Origin of the sequence: Streptomyces sp. CBMA123 (genome assembly GCF_014596465.1) — a bacterium.
GTDB lineage: Bacteria > Actinomycetota > Actinomycetes > Streptomycetales > Streptomycetaceae > Kitasatospora.
The window spans coordinates 1-20,087 of the sequence record NZ_MECK01000070.1; the positions used below are offsets into that span (position 1 = coordinate 1).

The 20,087-nt window shown below is 72.6% G+C and carries 14 protein-coding genes and 1 pseudogene; 3 read left to right on the forward strand and 12 right to left on the reverse strand.

Annotated features, from left to right (window positions below; genetic code table 11):
• Window positions 1-360: 360 nt before the first annotated feature.
• From BG452_RS10950 to nrdR, 5 genes are all read right to left on the reverse strand, one after another.
• Complete coding sequence (locus tag BG452_RS10950) at window positions 361-1,032, reverse strand: Clp protease N-terminal domain-containing protein (RefSeq protein ID WP_317620984.1); 672 nt, start codon at window positions 1,030-1,032, stop codon at window positions 361-363.
• Window positions 930-1,166: an RNA polymerase subunit sigma-70 gene (locus BG452_RS10955; protein WP_188304047.1), complete on the reverse strand. Its 237-nt coding sequence runs from the start codon at window positions 1,164-1,166 to the stop codon at window positions 930-932. The genes BG452_RS10950 and BG452_RS10955 overlap by 103 nt, the downstream gene beginning before the upstream one ends.
• Window positions 1,167-1,233: 67 nt before the next feature.
• Window positions 1,234-1,992: an SDR family oxidoreductase gene (locus tag BG452_RS10960; RefSeq protein WP_188304048.1), complete on the reverse strand. Its 759-nt coding sequence runs from the start codon at window positions 1,990-1,992 to the stop codon at window positions 1,234-1,236.
• Between the two features lie 162 nt (window positions 1,993-2,154).
• Window positions 2,155-5,040, reverse strand: a complete 2,886-nt coding sequence (locus tag BG452_RS10965) for a vitamin B12-dependent ribonucleotide reductase (RefSeq protein ID WP_188304049.1) — start codon at window positions 5,038-5,040, stop codon at window positions 2,155-2,157.
• Window positions 5,041-5,273: 233 nt separating this feature from the next.
• Window positions 5,274-5,771: a transcriptional regulator NrdR gene (gene nrdR, locus BG452_RS10970; RefSeq protein WP_188304050.1), complete on the reverse strand. Its 498-nt coding sequence runs from the start codon at window positions 5,769-5,771 to the stop codon at window positions 5,274-5,276.
• Window positions 5,772-6,113: 342 nt separating this feature from the next.
• Here nrdR and lexA point away from each other — a divergent pair, with 342 nt between their 5' ends.
• Window positions 6,114-6,995 (forward strand): transcriptional repressor LexA, encoded by an 882-nt coding sequence (lexA, locus tag BG452_RS10975; RefSeq protein WP_317620985.1) that lies wholly within the window; start codon window positions 6,114-6,116, stop codon window positions 6,993-6,995.
• Window positions 6,996-7,129: 134 nt separating this feature from the next.
• Here the strand turns inward: lexA and BG452_RS10980 are convergent, their stop codons facing one another.
• The 5 genes and pseudogenes from BG452_RS10980 to BG452_RS11000 form a co-directional block, all read right to left on the reverse strand.
• Window positions 7,130-9,244 carry an ATP-dependent DNA helicase gene (locus tag BG452_RS10980; RefSeq protein WP_188304051.1) on the reverse strand — a complete coding sequence of 705 codons (2,115 nt, stop codon included), beginning with the start codon at window positions 9,242-9,244 and terminating at the stop codon, window positions 7,130-7,132.
• A gap of 12 nt (window positions 9,245-9,256) precedes the next feature.
• The gene (locus BG452_RS10985) at window positions 9,257-11,089 is read right to left on the reverse strand and encodes an IucA/IucC family siderophore biosynthesis protein (RefSeq protein WP_317620986.1); all 1,833 of its coding nucleotides are present in this window, start codon (window positions 11,087-11,089) and stop codon (window positions 9,257-9,259) included.
• The gene (locus tag BG452_RS10990; RefSeq protein ID WP_317620987.1) at window positions 11,067-12,611 is read right to left on the reverse strand and encodes a lysine N(6)-hydroxylase/L-ornithine N(5)-oxygenase family protein; all 1,545 of its coding nucleotides are present in this window, start codon (window positions 12,609-12,611) and stop codon (window positions 11,067-11,069) included. Before BG452_RS10990 ends, BG452_RS10985 begins: the two co-directional genes overlap by 23 nt.
• Window positions 12,612-12,649: 38 nt before the next feature.
• Window positions 12,650-13,201: pseudogene (locus BG452_RS10995) on the reverse strand (GNAT family N-acetyltransferase); the annotation flags it as partial.
• Window positions 13,202-13,235: 34 nt separating this feature from the next.
• A complete protein-coding gene (locus BG452_RS11000) occupies window positions 13,236-15,074 on the reverse strand; it encodes an IucA/IucC family protein (RefSeq protein WP_411292932.1) in 1,839 nt (612 codons plus the stop codon).
• 465 nt (window positions 15,075-15,539) lie between these two features.
• Here BG452_RS11000 and BG452_RS11005 point away from each other — a divergent pair, with 465 nt between their 5' ends.
• A complete protein-coding gene (locus BG452_RS11005) occupies window positions 15,540-16,718 on the forward strand; it encodes a trypsin-like serine peptidase (protein WP_188304054.1) in 1,179 nt (392 codons plus the stop codon).
• A gap of 27 nt (window positions 16,719-16,745) precedes the next feature.
• Window positions 16,746-17,915: a trypsin-like serine peptidase gene (locus tag BG452_RS11010; protein ID WP_188304055.1), complete on the forward strand. Its 1,170-nt coding sequence runs from the start codon at window positions 16,746-16,748 to the stop codon at window positions 17,913-17,915.
• Between the two features lie 104 nt (window positions 17,916-18,019).
• On the opposite strand, the gene hflX is transcribed toward BG452_RS11010, so the two are convergent.
• Window positions 18,020-19,522, reverse strand: a complete 1,503-nt coding sequence (gene hflX / locus BG452_RS11015; RefSeq protein WP_188304056.1) for a GTPase HflX — start codon at window positions 19,520-19,522, stop codon at window positions 18,020-18,022.
• A partial coding sequence (locus BG452_RS11020) for an ACT domain-containing protein (protein WP_317620988.1) occupies window positions 19,519-20,087 on the reverse strand: 569 nt, incomplete at its 5' end. The genes hflX and BG452_RS11020, both read right to left, overlap by 4 nt.

Below are 20,087 nucleotides of genomic sequence, written 5' to 3' on the forward strand. Positions count from 1 at the left end.
GACCGGCGCGGCGACCAGCGCCAGCAGGACGGCGGCCCCGGTCAGGGCGACGGTGCGCGGCGCGGGGCGGCGGCGCGGCCGACCGTCGGGGCTGGTGGCTTCTCTCATCGGTACGGTCCTCGGCAACGTCGGCGGGCGGCGGCGCGGGCGGCTGGTCGGCGACGGTTTGCGGCCGCCGACTGCTGGTCGGGCGCATACCAGACCGCCCGGTGGCGTCGCGAAACGTCCCCGGGCGGCTGATCGGTTCACGCTTTCGGCCGATCATATCGATTCAGACATTGGCCTCAACCCGCTAGTTGACGGTCAATCTCCTTCATTCACGTCGACTACACCGCACGGCGACACCTTCCACCCCAGTGGTCACCCCAGTTCCGCCTCCACCGCCTGTCGCACGGCCCGCACGTCCAGTCCGTGGTCGGCGACCACCCGTACGCCCAGACCCTCCCCCTCGCGCAGCACCCCGAGCAGCAGGTGCCCCACCGCGATCTCCCTCGACTTCAGCCGCAGCGACTCGCGCAGCGACAGCTCCAGCGCCTTCTTCGCCCCGGGACTGAACGGGCTGCGGCCCGGCTTCGACTCCCCCGACCGGAACCAGCCCCGCCGCTCGGGCGCCTCCTCCGCCGGCACGTCCAGGGCGCCCTCGCCGAAGGCCGACTCCACCGCGCCCCGGACGGCCTCCAGGTCGACGCCGATCGAGGCCAGTGCCTCGGCGTCGTCCCCCGGCCCGAGCAGCCGGACCACCTCGCGGTGCGCTGCCTCGTGGTCCAGGCCCATCCCGATCAGGACACCGGCCGCCGGGTCCTCCGGCCCGGCCAGGATCGCCAGCAGCAGGTGCTCCGTGCCGACGTGGCCGTGCCGCAGCCCCTCGCCTCCTGCTGCGCGGCGACCACCACCTGCCGCGCCGCGTCGGCGAACCGCTCGAACATCGTTCAGCCTCCGCCCTCGCCCTTGCCGGGCCCCCGCCGTGCGTGCTTCTTGTGCACCGCCTGCCTGGTCACCCCGAGGCAGACCGCGATGTCCTGCCAGGACCACCCCTGCGACCGGGCGTTGCCCACCTGCAGGGACTCCAGACGGTCCGCCAGATCACGCAGGGCGCGGACCGCCCGGAGCCCCACCGCGGGGTCACGACTGCTCGCGGCGGCCGCGAGCTCTCCGCTCTCGCTCATGCCGTCAACCCTGGTTGACACCTACGGGAATGTCAACCTTGATTGACAGCTTCGGCCGCCCCGGCGCTCACCCGAACCTCCGCGCCAAGGCCTCCTCGAACGTCCCCCGCCCCACCGCCCGCTCCGGTGTCGTCAGCCCACCCGCCCGCAGGGCCCGGCCGGCCGCCCCGGGGATCCCCAGCGGCAGCAGCACCCGCCGCCGGCCCGCCGCCCGCAGGTACGCCTCGGCCAGCTCCCGGTACGACCGCACCCGCGGCCCGCCCACCTCCGGCGCGAACCCGGCCGGCTCCCGCCCCACCAGCTGCACGACCTGCGCCGCCACCTCCCGGACCTCCACCGGCTGGATCCGGGCACCCTGAACCACCGGGAACACCGGCAGCCTCGCGCTCAGGTCGAACGCCTTGAACAGCAGGTCGTGGAACTGCGTCGCCCGCAGCACCGTCCACCCCAGCCCCGACTCCCGCACCACCCCCTCACAGCCGAGCTTCGCCCGGTAGTACGCGATCGGCACCCGGTCGATCCCCACGATCGACACGTACACCAGGTGCCGCACCCCGGCCTGCCGGGCCTCCGCCACCAGCCGCCCGACCGCCGCCACGTCCTTCTTCCCCTGCGTGGTCGCACAGTCCACCACGGTCTCCACTCCGGCGACCGCCGCCGCGATCCCCGCCCCGGTCACCAGGTCCCCGACCACCCACTCGACCCCGTCACCCGCCTCCCGCGCCCGCCGGCTCAACCCCCGCACCGCCACCCCGCGCGCCGCCAACAGCCGCACCACCTCCCGCCCCAGCGTCCCCGTCGCTCCGGTCACCAGCACCGTCCCCATCACCACACCACTCCTCTCCCGAACCACCGACACCCCTTCGGACCGGATAGCGCCCGCATCCGTGACATCGGCTTCTCCCGGAACGCGGAAAAGCGGGGCGAGGACCGTGAAGTCCTCGCCCCGCTTCAGGGATTCACCTCAGGAGGGTGAACACCGGGGTCGTCAGCTGCAGCCGCTGGTGGAGCCGCAGCCCTCGCAGAGGTAGCAGCTGCCGGCGCGGCGCATCTTGGTGCCGCAGGAGAAGCAGAGCGGCGCGTCGGCGTTGAGGCCGAGCTGGATCTCCATCAGCTCCGTGGAGTTGTGGGCCTGCTTCGGGGCCGCCTTGGGCGCCTCGACGGCCGGGGCCGGGGCGGGGGCCGGCTTGGCGGCGGCGACCGGGGCGGACTGGGCGAGCGACTCGGTGTCGATCTCCTCGGCCTCCAGCGGCTCGTAGGAGCCCGTCTCCAGGTGGCGGGTGCGCTCCTCGACGGAGTGGATGCCGAGCGCCGAGCGGGTCTCGAACGGCAGGAAGTCCAGCGCCAGGCGGCGGAAGATGTAGTCGACGATCGACTGGGCCATCCGCACGTCCGGGTCGTCGGTCAGGCCGGCCGGCTCGAAGCGCATGTTGGTGAACTTGGAGACGTAGGTCTCCAGCGGCACGCCGTACTGGAGGCCGACCGAGACGGCGATGGAGAAGGCGTCCATCATGCCCGCGAGGGTCGAGCCCTGCTTGGACATCTTCAGGAAGACCTCGCCGAGGCCGTCGTCCGGGTAGGAGTTGGCCGTCATGTAGCCCTCGGCGCCACCGACCGTGAAGGAGGTGGTGATGCCCGGGCGGCCCTTGGGCAGGCGCTTGCGGACAGGGCGGTACTCGACGACCTTCTCGACCACGGCGGCCGGGGTCTCCTCGACCTTGGCCTCGGATTCCTTCTTCTTCGCGGAAAGCGGCTGGCCGACCTTGCAGTTGTCGCGGTAGATGGCCAGTGCCTTCACCCCGAGCTTCCAGGCCTGGAAGTAGATCTCCTCGATCTCCTCCACGGTGGCGCTCTCGGGCATGTTCACGGTCTTGGAGATGGCGCCCGAGATCCACGGCTGGATCGCCGCCATCATCCGCACGTGGCCCATCGCCGAGATGACCCGCTCGCCCATGGCGCAGTCGAACACCTCGTAGTGCTCGGCCTTCAGGCCGGGCGCGTCCACCACGTTGCCGTGCTCGGCGATGTGGGCGACGATCGCCTCGGTCTGCTCGTCCTGGTAGCCGAGGCGCTTGAGGGCGCGCGGGACGGTGCCGTTGACGATCTGCATGGAGCCGCCGCCGACGAGCTTCTTGAACTTGACCAGGGCGAGGTCGGGCTCGACGCCGGTGGTGTCGCAGTCCATCATCAGGCCGATGGTGCCGGTCGGGGCGAGGACCGAGGCCTGGGCGTTGCGGAAGCCGTTCTGCTCACCGAGGCGCAGCACGTCCTGCCAGGACTTGTTGGCCGCGAGCCAGACCGGGGCGTCGAGGTCCTCGAAGGAGACGGCGTCCAGCGAGGCGTCGGCGTGCTGCTTCATGACCTGCTGGTGGGCGGCGGCGTTGCGGGCGTAGCCGTCGTACGGGCCGACGACACCGGCGAGTTCGGCGCCGCGGCGGTAGGCGGTGCCGGTCATCAGCGAGGTGATGGCGCCGGCCAGGGCGCGGCCGCCCTCGCTGTCGTAGGCGTGGCCGGTGGCCATCAGCAGGGCGCCGAGGTTGGCGTAGCCGATGCCGAGCTGGCGGAAGGCGCGGGTGGTCTCGCCGATCTTCTCGGTCGGGAAGTCGGCGAAGCAGATGGAGATGTCCATCGCGGTGATGACCAGCTCGACGACCTTGGCGAAGGCGGTGGCGTCGAAGGTGTCGTCGTCGCGCAGGAACTTCATCAGGTTCAGCGAGGCGAGGTTGCAGCTGGAGTTGTCCAGGTGCATGTACTCCGAGCACGGGTTGGACGCGTTGATGCGGCCGGACTCCGGGCAGGTGTGCCAGTGGTTGATGGTGGTGTCGTACTGGATTCCGGGGTCGGCGCAGGCCCAGGCGGCCTCGGCCATCTTGCGGAACAGCTTCTTGGCGTCGACGGTCTCGATGACCTCGCCGGTCATCCGGGCGCGCAGGCCGAATTCGGTGCCGTTCTCGACGGCGGTCATGAATTCGTCGTTGACGCGGACCGAGTTGTTGGCGTTCTGGTACTGGACGGACGTGATGTCGTCGCCGCCGAGGTCCATGTCGAAGCCCGCGTCGCGCAGGGCGCGGATCTTCTCCTCCTCCTTCACCTTGGTCTCGATGAAGGCCTCGACGTCCGGGTGGTCGACGTCGAGCACGACCATCTTGGCCGCGCGGCGGGTGGCGCCGCCGGACTTGATGGTGCCGGCCGAGGCGTCGGCGCCGCGCATGAAGGAGACCGGGCCGGAGGCGTTGCCGCCGGAGGACAGCAGTTCCTTGGAGGAGCGGATGCGGGAGAGGTTGAGGCCGGCGCCGGAGCCGCCCTTGAAGATCATGCCCTCTTCCTTGTACCAGTCGAGGATCGAGTCCATGGAGTCGTCGACGGACAGGATGAAGCAGGCGCTGACCTGCTGGGGCTGCTTGGTGCCGACGTTGAACCAGACCGGCGAGTTGAAGCTGAACACCTGGTGGAGGAGGGCGTGGGTCAGCTCGTGCTCGAAGATCTCGGCGTCGTCCTTGGTGGCGAAGTAGCCGTGCTTCTCGCCGGCCGCGCGGTAGGTGAGCACCACGCGGTCGATGATCTGCTTGAGGCTCCACTCGCGCTGGGGGCTGCCGACGGCGCCGCGGAAGTACTTGGACGTGACGATGTTGACGGCGTTGACCGACCAGAAGTCGGGGAACTCGACGCCGCGCTGCTCGAAGTTGATCGAGCCGTCGCGCCAGTTGGTCATGACGACGTCGCGCCGCTCCCAGCGGACCGCGTCGTACGGGTGCACGCCAGGGGTGGTGTAGATGCGCTCCATCCGGAGACCGCCCTTCGGGGCCTTGGCACCCTTGGTCGCGGCCTTGTCGGACTTCGACCCGCGTGCGGAACCGCTCGTGGTGTCTGTCACTTCTCGCTCCTCCTCCTGGGCAAACGCCCGAGGTGCCCTGAAAAGTCCGGGCACCGCTGGTTCGTTCTTCCGGTGTGCGGGCAGGCGGGGGCCCCGTCCGCTTACGCACGGTTTGTAGTGTTCCGTGCCCCGTTTTCGGGCACGCGTGGGCCCGCTCGGGGCCGGTGTGGTGCTGACGGCCCACGGGGGGCCTGCGTTGTGGTTCTGGGGGCCGCGGGGGCCCGGCGCGCCTCCTAGGGCGCGGCGGCGGAAACGGGCACGCAGGTGCCGTCCGCCTCGGGGGCGGGCCGCTCGGCGCGGAGTTCCGCGATGGCGGCCTCGAAGTCTTCGAGTCCGTCGTACGCCTGGTACACGCTGGCGAAGCGCAGGAAGGCGACCACGTCGAGTTCCTTGAGCGGGCCGAGTATGGCCAGCCCGACCTCGTGGGTGGTCAGCTCGGCGTTGCCGCTGGCGCGCACGCACTCCTCGACCCGCTGGCCGAGCTGGGCGAGGGCGTCCTCGGTGACCGGGCGGCCCTGGCAGGCCTTCCGGACGCCGGTGATGACCTTCTGCCGGGAGAAGGGCTCGGTGACGCCGCTGCGCTTGATGACCATGAGCGCGGCCGTCTCCACGGTGGTGAAACGGCGACCGCAGTCCGGGCACTGTCGACGACGGCGGATGCAGCTGCCGTCCTCGGTGGTCCGGCTGTCGACAACGCGGCTGTCGGAGTGCCGGCAGAAGGGGCAGTGCACCTGGGGATCCCTCCCTGGCAGAACGTGCGGACCTGTTGAGTCTATGCGATGTGCCCCCGGCCTCGGCAAGCTGATCATGCGGCGCGACCACTAGTACTGGGCACGGAGAGGACTCTAGCCACTACATCTAGGTCTCGGGGGGAGCGACACCCCTGGCGTGTCGGCGCCGATTAGACTTCTGGAGGCGGCATCCGGTCGAACATTTGCTCGATGTACAACAAAGCCTTGATCGAGTCAGCCAACTCCCGAATAATTCACTCGAACGTGTGTTTGGCGCAACCTTTCGATAGGAGGTGCGTTGGGCTGGAAAAGGGGAGAGGAAAGCCGTCGAGAGGGGCCGCCGTGAACACCGTCGAAACCAACACCATCCCGGTGCAGGAACACTCCCAGTTCAAGGTGGGGCAGCGCACCACGAATCAGCAGAGCGTGGACATCAGCATGGACCGTAGCGAAGACCACCGCCTCTCCGGCCCGGCCGTTTCCACCGCGGGCCGCGTCCCCGACCAGCCGATCGAACACGCCCCCGCCATGGAAGAGACCCACACCACCCCCGCCCGCTCGATGCCCGGCCGCCCCCCCGGCATCCGGACCGACGAGGCCGGGCTCACCGAGCGCCAGCGCCGGGTGATCGAGGTCATCCGCGACTCCGTCCAGCGCCGCGGCTACCCGCCGTCCATGCGCGAGATCGGCCAGGCCGTCGGCCTGTCCAGCACCTCCTCGGTCGCCCACCAGCTGATGGCCCTGGAGCGCAAGGGCTTCCTCCGCCGGGACCCGCACCGCCCGCGCGCCTACGAGGTCCGCGGCGTCGAGGTGGCCCGCCCCAACACCGCCGAGACGGCCGGGCGCCCCTCCACCTCCTACGTGCCGCTGGTCGGCCGGATCGCCGCCGGCGGTCCGATCCTGGCCGAGCAGACCGTCGAGGACGTCTTCCCGCTGCCCCGCCAGCTGGTCGGCGAGGGCGAGCTGTTCGCCCTGACCGTGCGCGGCGACTCGATGATCGAGGCGGCCATCTGCGACGGCGACTGGGTCACCGTGCGCCGCCAGCCGGTCGCCGAGAACGGCGACATCGTGGCCGCGATGATCGACGGCGAGGCGACCGTCAAGCGGCTCAAGCGCGAGGACGGCCGGATCTGGCTGATGCCGCACAACCCGGCGTACGAGCCCATCAACGGCGACAACGCCACCATCCTGGGCAAGGTCGTCGCGGTCCTGCGCCGCCTCTGACACCAGCGCGCGGCCGCGCAAACCGCAGCACCCGGCCGCGCAACCGCAACACCCGGCCGCACCACGGGAACACCGACGGGAAGGGGCTCCGCCGCGTCAGCGGGGAGCCCCTCCGTCGTTCACCGGGCCGGCCTTCAGCCCCGCTTCACCACCGGTCGCACCGGCGCCGCCGAGGCGTCGATCGCCGCCAGCGAGCGGCGCACCTGGTTGCGGTCCGTGGTGTACCAGAACTCCGGCATCGAGGACCGGAAGAAGCCCCCGTACCGCTTGGTCTCCACCCGCGGGTCGAGCACCGCCACCACGCCCCGGTCGTCCGCCGCGCGCACCAGCCGGCCCGCGCCCTGCGCCATCAGCAGCGCCGCGTGCGTCGCCGCGACAGCCATGAAGCCGTTCCCGCCGTGCTGTTCGACGTCCTTCTGACGGGCGCTCATCAGCGGGTCGTCCGGCCGCGGGAAGGGGATCCGGTCCATCACCACCAGCTGGCAGGCCGAACCGGGCACGTCCACGCCCTGCCAGAGCGAGAGCGTGCCGAACAGACAGGTGGTCGCGTCGGAGGCGAACTCCCGGATCAACTCGCCCAGGGTGTCCTCCCCCTGGAGCAGGATCCGGTGGTCCAGTCGCTCCCGCATCGCCTCGGCGGCCGCCTGGGCGCCCCGCATGGAGGAGAACAGCCCCAGTGTGCGCCCGCCGGCCGCCTCGACCAGCTCGGCCAACTCGTCGAGCATGTCGGGCCGTTCCGGGTCGCGCCCGGGGTCCGCGAGGTGCTTGGCGACGTACAGGATGCCCTGCTTGGGGTACTTGAACGGCGAGCCGACGTCGATCCCCCGCCAGTGCGGGACGGCCTCCTCCCCGAACCCGGAGCCGGACTCGGGGTTGTCGCCGGGCGTGCGCTCGTCCGGCAGCCTGGTCTCCTTGGGCAGGCCGAGCGAGCCGGCCACGCCGTTGAAGTCTCCGCCGAGCTTGAGGGTGGCCGAGGTGAGCACCACCGAGCGCTCCTTGTACAGGCCCTCGCGCAGCAGTCCGGACACGCTCAGCGGAGCGACCCGCAGCGAGGCGGTGCCCAGCCCGTAGCGGTCGCTGCGCTCGATCCAGATCACGTCGTACTCGGAGTCCTCCAGCAGCCGCTCGGCGGTCTCGTGCACCGTCTCGGCGGAGGCCATCGCCTGCTTGCGCACGGCGTCCTCGTCGCTAAGGCCCTTGTCGCGGGTCTCGCCGAGCGAGGTGATCACCTGCCGGGCGGCGTCCCGGATGGCGGTGACGGCGTAGGCCAGGTACTCGGGGAGCTCCTCGACCCGGCCGGGCTGGGCCGTCTCCATCAGGCCGTGGTAGTTCTCGGCGGCGGCCTGCAGCAGGTCGACGGCCTTCTCGTTGGCGAGCCGGGCGGCCCGCTTCACGGCCCGGTTGACGGCGCCGACGGTCAGTTCGGCGGTGGCAGCGCCGGTGACCCGGTTGACCAGCTCGTGCGCCTCGTCCACGATCAGCAGCCCGTGCTCGGGCAGCACCGGCGCGCCCTCAATGGCGTCGATCGCCAGCATCGCGTGGTTGGTGACGACGACGTCGGCGAGCTTGGCCCGCTCCCGGGCCTTCTCCGCGAAGCACTCCTGCCCGTAGGCGCAGCGGGTCGCGCCCAGGCACTCCTTGGAGGTGACCGACAGCTGGGCCCAGGCCTTGTCGGAGACGCCGGGGCTCATGTCGTCACGGTCGCCGGTCTCGGTCTCGTCGGCCCAGTCGCGCAGCCGGAGCACCTCCTGCCCGAGCTTGCCGGCGGGGCCGCCGAGCGCGTCCACCGGGTCGAACAGGCCCTCGCCCTCGTCGCTCGGGGTGCCCTCGTTGGCCCGGTGCAGGCACAGGTAGTTGGAGCGGCCCTTGAGCATCGCGTACAGCGGCCGGCGGCGCAGCACCGGGTGCAGCGCGTCGACGGTGCGCGGCAAGTCCCGTTCCACCAGCTGGCGTTGCAGTGCCAGGGTGGCGGTGGCGACCACCACCCGGTCGCCGTGGGCGAGGGCCGGCACCAGGTAGGCGAGGGACTTGCCGGTGCCGGTGCCGGCCTGGACGAGCAGGTGCTCGGCGTGGTCGACGGCGTCGGCGACGGCCTCGGCCATCCGCATCTGGCCGGGGCGCTCGACACCGCCGACGGCCTCGACCGCGGCGTGCAGCAGTTCGGGGATCCGCGAGCGCGGGACGGCGACGGCTTCCTCGGCCTCGTCGTCGAGGTCCGTCGCGGGCTGGGATTCGGAGTCGTTCGTCATGACCCCTCCACCCTACGGGGCGGGGGTGACAATCCGGTCCCGATGCCCGGGGAGACGCACGTCCACGCCGACCAGGGCGTTGGGCACGGTGCCGTGCCGGACGGCGTGCGGGCGGTGCGGGCGGTCCTGGTAGCCGTCCATGATCAGCCGGTTGCGGTTGAGGCAGAGCCGGTCGATCCGGGGCCGGAACAGGTCGAACAGCTCGAAGCGCTCGCGCAGCTCGGGGAAGCGGGCCTGGTAGCGGTGGATCTCCGCGCGCAGCAGGGCCCAGAACTCGGTCTCGGCGAGCCCGGCCTGCGCCTCCAGCAGCGGGGCGAGGTAGCGGAAGACGCCGATGAACAGCCCGGAGTGGATGAACTGGCAGAGCCCCTGGGGGTCGTCCCGCAGCAGCACGCCGGCCACCTCGGCGGGCAGCTCGCGCAGTTCGGGGAGGTCCTGGTCGCTGAGGTTGACGTCGTCGACGAAGTCCTTGACCGCGAGCCGGGCCGGGGTGCCGCGGTCGTCGAAGACCACGATGGCGTTCTCGCCGTGCGGGGAGAAGACCAGTCCGTAGCGGTAGAGGAAGTGCAGCAGCGGCGGCAGCATCGCGGCGAACAGCCGGCCGGTCCAGTCGGCGGGGGTGAGGCCGGAGCGGGCGATCAGCTCGACGGCGAGCGCCCGCCCGTCGGAGCCGGTCTGGAGCAGGGCGGCGAGGGTGCGGGCGCGTTCGTCCCCGGCCAGGAAGGGACCGAGCGGTTCGCGCCAGATCGCGCCGAGCAGTTCCTTGTACTGGTACGGCGAGTCCGGCATCTCCCGGTAGAGCGGGTGGTCGACGGTGACGGAGGCGATCTCGCCGAGCAGGATCACCCGGCACTCGTCCCGCAGGTAGGGGTCGGCGTCGCGCAGCCCGTGCAGCCAGGCGGTGACGGCGGGCGCGGCGAGGGTCCGCTCGACCGGCAGTCCGCGCCAGACCAAAGTGTTGAGGATGGACAGCGGCAGCTTGACGGTGCAGCGCTCGGGGTGGGCGGTGTTGAAGAAGGAGCGGATGGACTGCTGGGGCAGGCGTGGGTCGCCGTCCGAGGACAGCGGGACGATCTCGCCGGAGGCGATCCAGGGCGCGAACAGCGTCAGGACCGTCTCGTCCCACTGCCAGGGGTGGACGGGCAGCAGCAGGTAGTCGTCGGCGTCCGCGCCGAGCGGGGCGCGCAGCGCGTCGACGTCGTCCAGCTCGCGGGCGTACAGCTGCTCGGGGTGCTCCAGGCCGGGCACGCCGCGGTACTGGGCGAGCCGGCGGTGGACGGCGATCCAGGGCAGCGGGCGCGGGCTGCGGGACTCCGGGGTCCAGCGGGCGGCGTCGGTGCTGGAGAAGCCGATCCGGCCCTTGCTGGGGACGATCCACGGGTGGCCGCCCTGCCGACCCTCCAGCGCGGGGTGGTCGAGGTCGGCGAGTTCGGCGGCGGTGAGCGCGGTGGCGAGCTGGCGGGCGTCGGCGGTGAGGGTGGCGGAGAGTTCGCGGACCAGGTGGGCGGTGGTCTCGCCGCGCATCCCGAGGGTCTCCCGGGCGTACGGGAGGAAGCGCAGCGGGTCCAGGCCGTCCGGGCGGGAGCACCGGATCGACTCCGGGTCGACCTGCCAGCCGTCGTAGGCGCCGCGCCGGGCGGCGAAGCGGTACTCGGCCTCGGGGAGCTTCAGCAGGTACTCGCCGTCGAGGGCGCCGGGGGCCGGCCGGAGCAGGTCCTCGTAGGCGAACTCGCCGAGCATCTTGGCCAGCAGGGCGCGGCCGGCCCGCTGCCAGTGCCCGGCAGTGAGGTGCGGGGGCAGGTAGAGCGGCGGTTCAGCGGGTTCAGCGGCCGACAGTTGCGGCACGGGTCAGCTCCTGGGGGCGGGGGACGACGGGGGTCTGCTCGGGGGTGGCGCCGTGCTGGCTGTGCTGGCTGTGCTGGCTGTGCGCACTATCCGGAACATTCGGAGTATTCGCGGTTTTCGAAATATTCGGAACATCCGGCATAGAAGGAACAGAAGGAACGGAAGGAACGGCAGACCCACCCGGCACACCCGCCACCGGCGGCGCGAAGCCCGTCCACGCGGTGCGGCCGGGCAGCCGGTGGACGGTGCGGCCGGTGACGGCGTTGAGGATGACGGCGGCCCGGTGGGCACCGAGGCCCAGGTCGGGGGCGCCGACGCCGTGGGTGTGGAGTTCGGCGTTCTGGACGTAGAGGCCGCCGGTGAGTCCGGGCCGGGTGGCGACCCGGTGGTCGAGGTCGACCCGGTAGCGCCCGGACTCGTCCCAGTCGATCAGGTCGGCGAGCGGTGCGAGGGCCGCCGGGCGGGCGGCCCGGTAGCCGGTGGCGAGCACCACGGCGTCGGTGCGCAGCACGTGCTCGGCGCCGGAGTCGGTGTGCCGGCAGCGCAGTTCGAGGCCACCGCAGGGGCCGGGCCGGGCCTCGGTGACGGCGGTGCCGGGGGTGATCTCGACCGGGGCGCTGTCGATCGGGCGGCCGATGGTGCGTTCGTAGAGGTGGTCGTGGATCTCGGCGAGGGTTTCGGCGCTGGCGGCCTTGTGCAGCTGCCACTGGGCACTGACCAGGGCGTCCCGGACGGGCCCGGGCAGTCCGTGGAAGTAGCGGGTGTAGTCGGGGGTGAAGTGTTCCAGGCCGAGCTTGGAGTACTCCATGGGGGCGAGGGCCCTGGTGCGGGTGAGCCAGCGCAGCCGGATGCCGTCGCCCTCGTGGCGGCGGAGCAGGTCGAGGAAGACCTCGGCACCGGACTGCCCGCTGCCGATCACCGTGATGTCCCGGGCGCCGGCCAGGTCGGCGCGGCGGTCCAGGTACTCGGCGGAGTGGAAGGCCCGCGGGTGGTCGGCGAGCGCGGCGAAGGCCTCGGGCAGCACGGGCCGGGTGCCGACGCCGAGCGCGAGGTTGCGGGCCCGTACGGTGGTGCGCCGCCCGGTCGCGGTGTCGGTCAGTTCGACCCGGTACAGCGGGCCGTCCCGGTGCAGGGCGGTGACCTCGGTGCCGAAGCGGCAGTTGGGCAGCCGGTCGGCGGCCCAGCGGCAGTAGTGGTCGTACTCCCGGCGGGGCAGTTGGAAGCGTTCGGCGAAGTAGAACGGGAACAGCCGGTCCTGGGCGCGCAGGTAGTTGAGGAAGGACCACGGGTTGGTCGGGTCCACCAGCGAGACCAGGTCGGCGAGGAAGGGCACCTGCATCCGGGCGCCGTCGACCAGCATGCCGTGGTGCCAGCGGAACTCGGGGCGCTGGTCGCAGAAGAGCGTGCGCAGGCCGGGTACGGGCTCGGCGAGGGCGGCGAGCGAGAGGTTGAACGGGCCGATGCCGACGCCGAGCAGGTCGTAAGGGGAGTCCGGGGAGTCGTGCGGCGGGTCGTTCGGCACGGGGTGCGCAGGGGGTGTCGAGGTGTCCACAGAGCGTCCTAGGCGGGGAGTAAGTCGCGGTCGCGGACCATCAGGGCGGCGCGCTTGTCGGGCAGGTCGAGTTCGGCGGCGGCCCGGAATCCGGCCCGTTCGAAGGCCCGGACGGAGCGCCGGTTGCGGACGTCCGGTTCGGCCACCACCCGCCCGCAGCCCGGCCTCCGGCGGAGGATCAGTTCCGCCAGGGCGTCCAGCAACTGGGCCCCGAGGCCGCGCCCGCGACTGGCGGCCGGGCCGAGCAGCAGGTGGACGCCGGTGTCGTGCGGCCGTGCCGGGTAGTGGGCGGCGAGCGGGTCGAGGTCGGCGCGGTAGACCTCCCAGTAGCTCATCGGCTCGCCGTCGAGCAGGCCGAGGCAGGGCACGCTGCGTCCGTCGCCGTCGAGTTGGGCCCGCAGGTGCCGTTCGGTGACGGCGGGTGGCCCGGCGAGCGCCCAGAACGCGTCGACCTCGGGGTCGTTCATCCACCCGGTGAGCAGCTCCAGGTGTTCGGGCAGCCGGACCGGGTCGAGCCGGAACCGGCCGGCCGGGGTGGGGATTTCGCCCCACTCGGCCAGATCCTCCGTCATCGGGCCCCCGCCACCGGGTTCGTCATCGGGCCCCCGCCACCGGGTTGGGGATGTCCACGTACACGGACTGGGTGGCGACCGGGCCGACCAGCTCGTCCAGGCCGTTGATCCGGGTGAGCAGGTTGGCCTTGCAGGGCAGGGTGGGCGCGTCCAGCAGCAGGGCGGGCAGCGCCGAGCCGGTGGCGGCCGCCTTCGGGCCGGCCAGGAACCGGCGCAGCCCGGCCAGCAGCACCGTTTCGTCGGCGAGCCCCTGGGAGCCGAAGGCGCCGATCAGCCCGAGCACGTGGTTGATGCCGAGGTAGTAGGCGAAGTGGTGGTCGATGACGGCGTCCGGCAGGAAGGTGTCGCTCTCCGCGCCGAGTCCGGGCAGTCGGGCGGTGAGCCGCTCGGCGGCGCTCTCCCGGTAGTAGTAGCCCTGGTTGTCGCGGTAGCGGCCGCCGCTGGGCCAGCCCTCGGCGTCCAGCAGGACGATGCTGTTCTGCTGGTGCGCCTCCAGGGCGATGCCACCGCGGCCGTCCAGCCAGAGGACGGGCAGGACGACGGCCTCCAGGTAGCGCAGGAACCATTCGGCGGCCACGGTGCGCGCCGGGCGGCCGGTGCGGGCGGCGAGCGCGCGCAGGGTGTCGCCGAGCGCCGACGGCACGGTGGCGCCGGTGCCGCGCGGCTGTTCGGCGACCAGTCCGGCCACGCACAGCGCCCGGTCGGTGGGCGCGAAGGGCTGGGCGCGCAGCACGGTGTCCAGTCCGCCGGGGTCGCCGAGTTCGGGGTGGTCGACGCCGATCCAGGCCGGGTCGCGGACGATGTCGAAGCCGGGGTGGGCGGCCCGCCACTCGGCGGCGAGGCCGTTCTCCAGCAGCCGGTGCACCTCCAGGCCCCGGTGGAGCTCCTTGCGCAGGTTCTCCCGGCGGGAGTTGGTGATCCGCAGGCCGAGCGAGAGTTTGAGCATCCACGGGGTGCCGGGCCGGTAGACGGTGCGCACCGAGGAGGTGGGGTGCCAGGGTTCGCCGGCCGGGCCGAGGTCGTGCAGCAGTCCGTCGGCGAGCAGGGCGGCGACGGCCGGGCGGTGGGCGAGTTCGCGGGCCTGCCAGGGGTGCAGCGGCAGGGCGGCGGTGCCGGGGGGCAGGGTGGCGTGGCTGCCGAGCAGGGCGGCGGTGATCCGGTCGGCGCTCTGGGCGACGGCCGAGCCGGCCGCGAGCAGGGTGCGGTCCACGGCGTACCAGTGGACCTGGAAGCTGCCGTGCAGTTCGGGCGAGTAGGCGGCGCTCTGGGCCGGGCCGAGGCCGTCGCGGCTCTTCGGGGTGGGGTGCAGCGGGTGGCCGAGCAGCAGGGCCTGTTCGGCGGCGAGGAAGTGCGAGCGTTCCGGTCCGCCGGGTTCGGCGGCGGTGCGGCGGTGGGCGAGGATCTCGCCGGTGCGCATGACCGAGTCGGCGACCCGGGCGGCGAGGTCGGCGACCTGTCCGGGGTCGGGCCGTTCGGCGGCCGCGGCGGCGAGCAGGGCCGCGGTGGTGACGGCGTCCACCGGGGCCGCGCAGGCGTCTCCCGCCGCGGCGTTCTCCCCCACCGAGAGGGTGGCCGGGCCGAAGCGGTGCCAGCCGCCGGGGGACCAGTAGCGGACCGGGGCGGTGAGCCGGGCGGCGCCGCCGAGGACGTCGATCCGCAGTCGGCCGTCCGGTCCGGGGCGGGCTCCGGTCTCCCGCGCCCAGCAGCGCAACAGGGCCTCCAGGGCGGCCTGTTCGGCGGCGACGGCGGGGTCGGGGTGCAGCAGCGGGTCGGGGTGCAGCAGCGGGTCGGGCCCGGGCCGGTACTCCTCGCCCGCCTCCGGGCGCGCCCGGTCCGGCGCCGACACTCCTCGCTCCTGCACGCGCTGCGCTCCCTCGTCGCTCGTCGCTTTCGATGCCGACCCGTCCTTCGGCTCGCAGGGGGGGTCCGCGGTCAGCGGCGGTACGGGCGGGGCTCCGGTGAGGGCGGTGCTCAAGGCTGCTCCTTGGTGCGCGTGGGGGTGCGGACGCGCGCTGGTGGCGGAGGGGATCTGCGGGCGCTCGCACCGTCGCGTCAGGTAAGGGTTACCTATCCCTGACGGGTGATCACAAGGACCGCTCACTCGTCCGGGTGAAGATCGGGGATAGTGCGCCACCGCCCGGGGCAGCCCTGCTGCGCCCAGGAGGAGCCCGGTTCCGCGTCACGGATCGGTGACCTCCGGTCAGCTCCGGAACCCGGGGGGCGACTGCCGCCGTCCTGGACTGCGATGGAAGACTCCAGGACGGCGAGCCGCCGCACCGAAGCCCGACCCGACACCATCCCATCGCGTACAGGGGGAAGCGCACCGATGCCATCGATCCACCGGTCAGCTCTGGCCGCCGCCCTGGTCACCGGAACGCTGCTGGCCGTCAGCGCCTGCGGCCCGGACGGCCCGGCGGGAGGCGACAAGACCGTGGCGGCGCCGCCGCCCACCGCGGACGTGAGCGCCTCGGCCGCCCCCGGCGGCGTCATCGGCGGGATCACCCTGCCGTCCGGTCTGCCGACCAGCCTGCTGGAGGGCCTGCCGAAGAGCTGGGACGACCTGAAGAAGTGGAAGTACGACGACTGGGACACGTGGGCGTCCAAGCACGTCTTCAACAACCCGGTGGTGAAGGACTTCTGGAACCCGGACAAGATGGGCGACGCCAAGCCCGCCGACCCGGCCCCGCCCACCGCCAAGCCGGCCGCCGACAACGGGGTGACCGACCCAGAGCCGCCGGTGGTCAAGGCCGTCCAGGTGCCCCGCCCGTACCTCAAGCAGCCCTCCGGGAAGGTGTTCTTCTCCGCCCAGGGCGGCCGGGGCAACTGCTCGGCGACGGTGATCGCCGACCCCCAGCACCCGGGCAAGAGCAACCTGGTCTGGACGGCGGCGCACTGCGTGCACGAGGGCAAGGGCGGCAACTTCTACAAGGACCTGGTCTTCGTCCCCGCCTACAACAACTCCGGTGCCTCCAGCGGCGGCAAGAAGGCCCCGCTGTCCGAGCTGGCCCCGCTCGGCACCTGGTGGGCCGACCAGGTCGTCACCTCCCCGCAGTGGATGGTCGAGGGCGGTCCGACCGGCGACTCCGCCAACCAGTACGACTTCGCCGTGATGCGCGTGCACAACCAGGCCGACACCGGCAAGTCCCTGGAGGAGACGGTCGGTTCGGCCGTCCCGGTGTGGTTCGACGCGCCCCGCGACCAGCTCAAGGTCTCGGCCACCGGCTACCCGCTGGTCAAGCCGTTCGACGGCCAGGAGCTGTACAAGTGCGACGGCGGCAAGCCCACCCGGCTGTCCTTCGACGCCAAGCGCCCGTCCATGCTGACCATCGGCTGCGACATGACCCAGGGCGCCAGCGGCGGCGGCTGGTTCGCCACCATGCCGGACGGGAGGACCGCGCTGGTCAGCAACACCTCGATCGGCACCCAGGAGCACACCTCGCTGAGCGGCCCGTACCTGGAGACGGTCGCCAAGCAGGCCCTGGACTGGATCTCCAGGAAGCAGTGACCGGCACCACCACGGGGGCACCTCAGCTTGCGCGCCATCAGCACCACCGGCAGCACCGGCAGCAGCAGTACCGACGCCACGAGCACCACCAGTACCAGGGGACGGCGGGCCGCCACGGCCGGCGCCGCGCTGCTCGCCGCCCTGACGCTCACCGCGGCCGCCTGCGGGCCGGACGGCCCCGGCGCCCCGGCCACCCCGCCCGCGGCGCTGCCCAAGGCCGCGCCGACCAGCCTGGGTGACCTGAGCGGATGGAAGCTGGAGGACTGGGCCCGGTACGTCGCCGACAGCGGCTTCACCAACCAGCCGGCTCCGGGCTACTGGACGACCGCCCGGATGGAGGCCGCCAAGGCCCGCCCCACCCCCGAGTACTCACTGACCGCCACCGCACCGCCCGCCGTCCAGCGGGACGCCCCGCCCGCCGCCGTCCCGGCCCGGCCGCAGCCGCACCCGTACGGCCCGGACTCCGCCCTGGTCGGCAAGCTGCTGATGACCACGCCCCAGGGCGACGCGGTCTGCTCCGGCACGGTGGTCGCCGACCCGCTCAACCCAGGCCGGAGCAACCTGGTCTACACCGCCGCGCACTGCCTGCACGACGGCAGGGGCGGCGCCTGGGTGAAGAACCTGGTCTTCGTGCCCGCCTTCAACCGGGACGGCCGGGCGGCCCGCGGCAAGCCGTACGGCGACCAGCAGGCCGCCCCGTACGGCCGCTGGACGGCGGTGCGCGCGCTGGTGTCGCCGACCTGGCTCCAGGAGGGCGGCGTCGGCGCGCACGACCAGTACGACTACGGGATCGTCCGGGTGCGCGGCGAGTCCGCCTCCGGGCCGTCCCTGGAGGAGGCGGTCGGCGGTTCGGTGCCGGTCTGGTTCAACGCCCCGCGCGAGCAGATCTCCTCGGTTGCCGCCTTCGGCTACCCGGTCGAGCGGCCCTTCGACGGCATGGAGCTGCAGCGCTGCGACTCCCCCGCGGCGCCGGCCCGGCTGTCCTTCGACCGGGCCCGGCCGCCGATGTACGTGATCGGCTGCACCATGACCGGCGGCGCGGGCGGCGGCGGCTGGTTCATCACCAAGGACGGCAAGCCCAACCTGGTCAGCGTCAGCTCGGTCGGCAACCGCGGTCCGGCCGGCTACCTGGCCGGGCCGTCCCTCCAGGACCAGGCGAAGCAGGCCTTCGACTACTTCGCCAAGAACGTGAGGTAACCCGCCGAGAACGTGAGGCAACCCGCCGAGAACGTGAGGCAACCCGCCAGGACGTGCGGCAGCCCCCGGACGCGATCGTCCGGGGGCTGCTCGGCGGTGGTGGCTCAGCCCTGCAGGGCCACCGCGAAGTTCTCCAGCTCGGCGGCCAGCTCGGCCGGCACCTTGGCGTGCAGCAGCGTGCCGTCAGCGGTGTGCTCGGTGGCGAGCAGCTCGCCCTCCTTGTGCACCCGGGAGACCAGGGCGCCCTGGGTGTAGGGCACCAGGGCCCGCACCTCGACGGCGGGGCGCGGCAGCTCGTCGTCGATGAGCTTCAGCAGCTCCTCGATGCCGGCGCCGCTGCGGGCCGACACCACGATGGCGTGCGGCTCGCGCCGCAGCAGGCGCTGCAGCACGTGCGGGTCGGCGGCGTCCGCCTTGTTGATCACCACGATCTCCGGCACGTTCTGGGCGTCGACCGAGACGATGACCTCGCGGACGGCGGCCAGCTGGGTCTCCGGCTCGGGGTGCGAGCCGTCCACCACGTGCAGGATGAGGTCCGCGTCGGCGACCTCCTCCATGGTCGACCGGAAGGCCTCGACCAGGTGGTGCGGCAGGTGCCGGACGAAGCCGACGGTGTCGGCCAGGGTGTAGAGCCGCCCGCTCGGGGTCTGGGCCCGGCGCACGGTCGGGTCCAGGGTGGCGAACAGCGAGTTCTCCACCAGCACGCCCGCGCCGGTCAGCCGGTTGAGCAGGGAGGACTTGCCGGCGTTGGTGTACCCGGCGATGGCCACGGACGGCACCTGGTGGCGCTTGCGCTCCTGGCGCTTGGTGTCGCGGCCCTTCTTCATGTCGGCGATCTCCCTGCGGAGCTTCGCCATCTTCTCGCGGATCCGGCGCCGGTCGGTCTCGATCTTGGTCTCACCGGGACCACGGGTGGCCATGCCGCCGCCCGAGGAGCCGGAGCCACCGCCACCCATCTGCCGGGACAGCGACTGACCCCAGCCGCGCAGCCGCGGCAGCATGTACTGCATCTGCGCGAGCGAGACCTGCGCCTTGCCCTCCCGGGACTTGGCGTGCTGGGCGAAGATGTCCAGGATCAGGGCCGTCCGGTCGACGACCTTGACCTTGACCACGTCCTCCAGGTGGATCAGCTGGCCGGGGGTGAGCTCACCGTCGCAGACCACGGTGTCGGCGCCGGTGGAGGCGACGATGTCGCGCAGCTCCTGCGCCTTGCCGGAGCCGATGTAGGTGGCCGCGTCGGGCTTGTCCCGGCGCTGGATGACGCCGTCCAGGACCTCGGAGCCGGCCGTCTCGGCGAGCGCGGCGAGCTCGGCCATCGAGTTCTCCGCCTCCTCCAGGGTGCCGTCGGTCCAGACGCCGACGAGCACCACGCGCTCCAGACGGAGCTGGCGGTACTCGACCTCGGTGACGTCTTCGAGTTCGGTGGAGAGGCCGGCGACCCGGCGCAGGGCGGCGCGCTCGCTACGGTCGTACTGGTCGCCGTCGTAGTTGTGGCCGGGGTCCTCGTCGATGGCCGCGAGGTCCTCGTCCATGAGGGCTTCCGCTCGCAGACCGTCGAGGCGGCGCGGGGCGTCGGCGTGGTCGCGGGTGTCGAACGTGGAGGTCATTCTGTCCTTTGGTCGCTGGATGGCTTCGGCGAGGACCCCTGGATCTCACCCGGGCTCCTCTGCCCTGAGAACGCCGTGGACCGGCCGTGAATTCCCCATGATGGTCGCACGCCCGGCACGGGCCGGTCATCCCCATTTTCCCCGGAGTGCCGGGCCTCCTCACGGGGCCGGGCCCCTTCGCCGGACCGGGTCACCCCCTCGCCGGACCGGGTCGCCCCCTCTCGGGTCCGGCCCCCCTCCGGGGCGTGCGGCCGGCTCACGTCGTACACCCCGGAGACCCTGAGCATCGCCCGCATCAGGGCGGGCAGCGCCCCCGGCTCGGGCAGCTCCACGGTGTAGGTGTGCCGGACCCGCAGCTCCTGCGGCGGCTCGACCTCGGCGGAGACGATGCCGACGCCCTGGGCGGAGATCGCCGCGGTGAGGTCGGCGAGCAGCCGGGGCCGGTTCAGCGCCTCGGCCCGCAGGGTCACCCGGTGCCCGGCCGCCGGGGCAGCCTCCGGCTGCCAGCGGACCTCCAGCTCGGCCCGGCCGTCCGCGCGCAGCCGCTGCCCGGCCGGGCAGGCGG

Bases quoted from the DNA above. Each gene is read 5' to 3' on its own strand.
- BG452_RS10955 (WP_188304047.1), bottom strand. From the start codon at position 1,166: ATGAGCGAGAGCGGAGAGCTCGCGGCCGCCGCGAGCAGTCGTGACCCC.
- BG452_RS10960 (WP_188304048.1), bottom strand. From the start codon at position 1,992: ATGGGGACGGTGCTGGTGACCGGAGCGACGGGGACGCTGGGGCGGGAG.
- BG452_RS10980 (WP_188304051.1), bottom strand. From the start codon at position 9,244: ATGACGAACGACTCCGAATCCCAGCCCGCGACGGACCTCGACGACGAG.
- BG452_RS11005 (WP_188304054.1), top strand. From the start codon at position 15,540: ATGCCATCGATCCACCGGTCAGCTCTGGCCGCCGCCCTGGTCACCGGA.
- hflX (WP_188304056.1), bottom strand. From the start codon at position 19,522: ATGACCTCCACGTTCGACACCCGCGACCACGCCGACGCCCCGCGCCGC.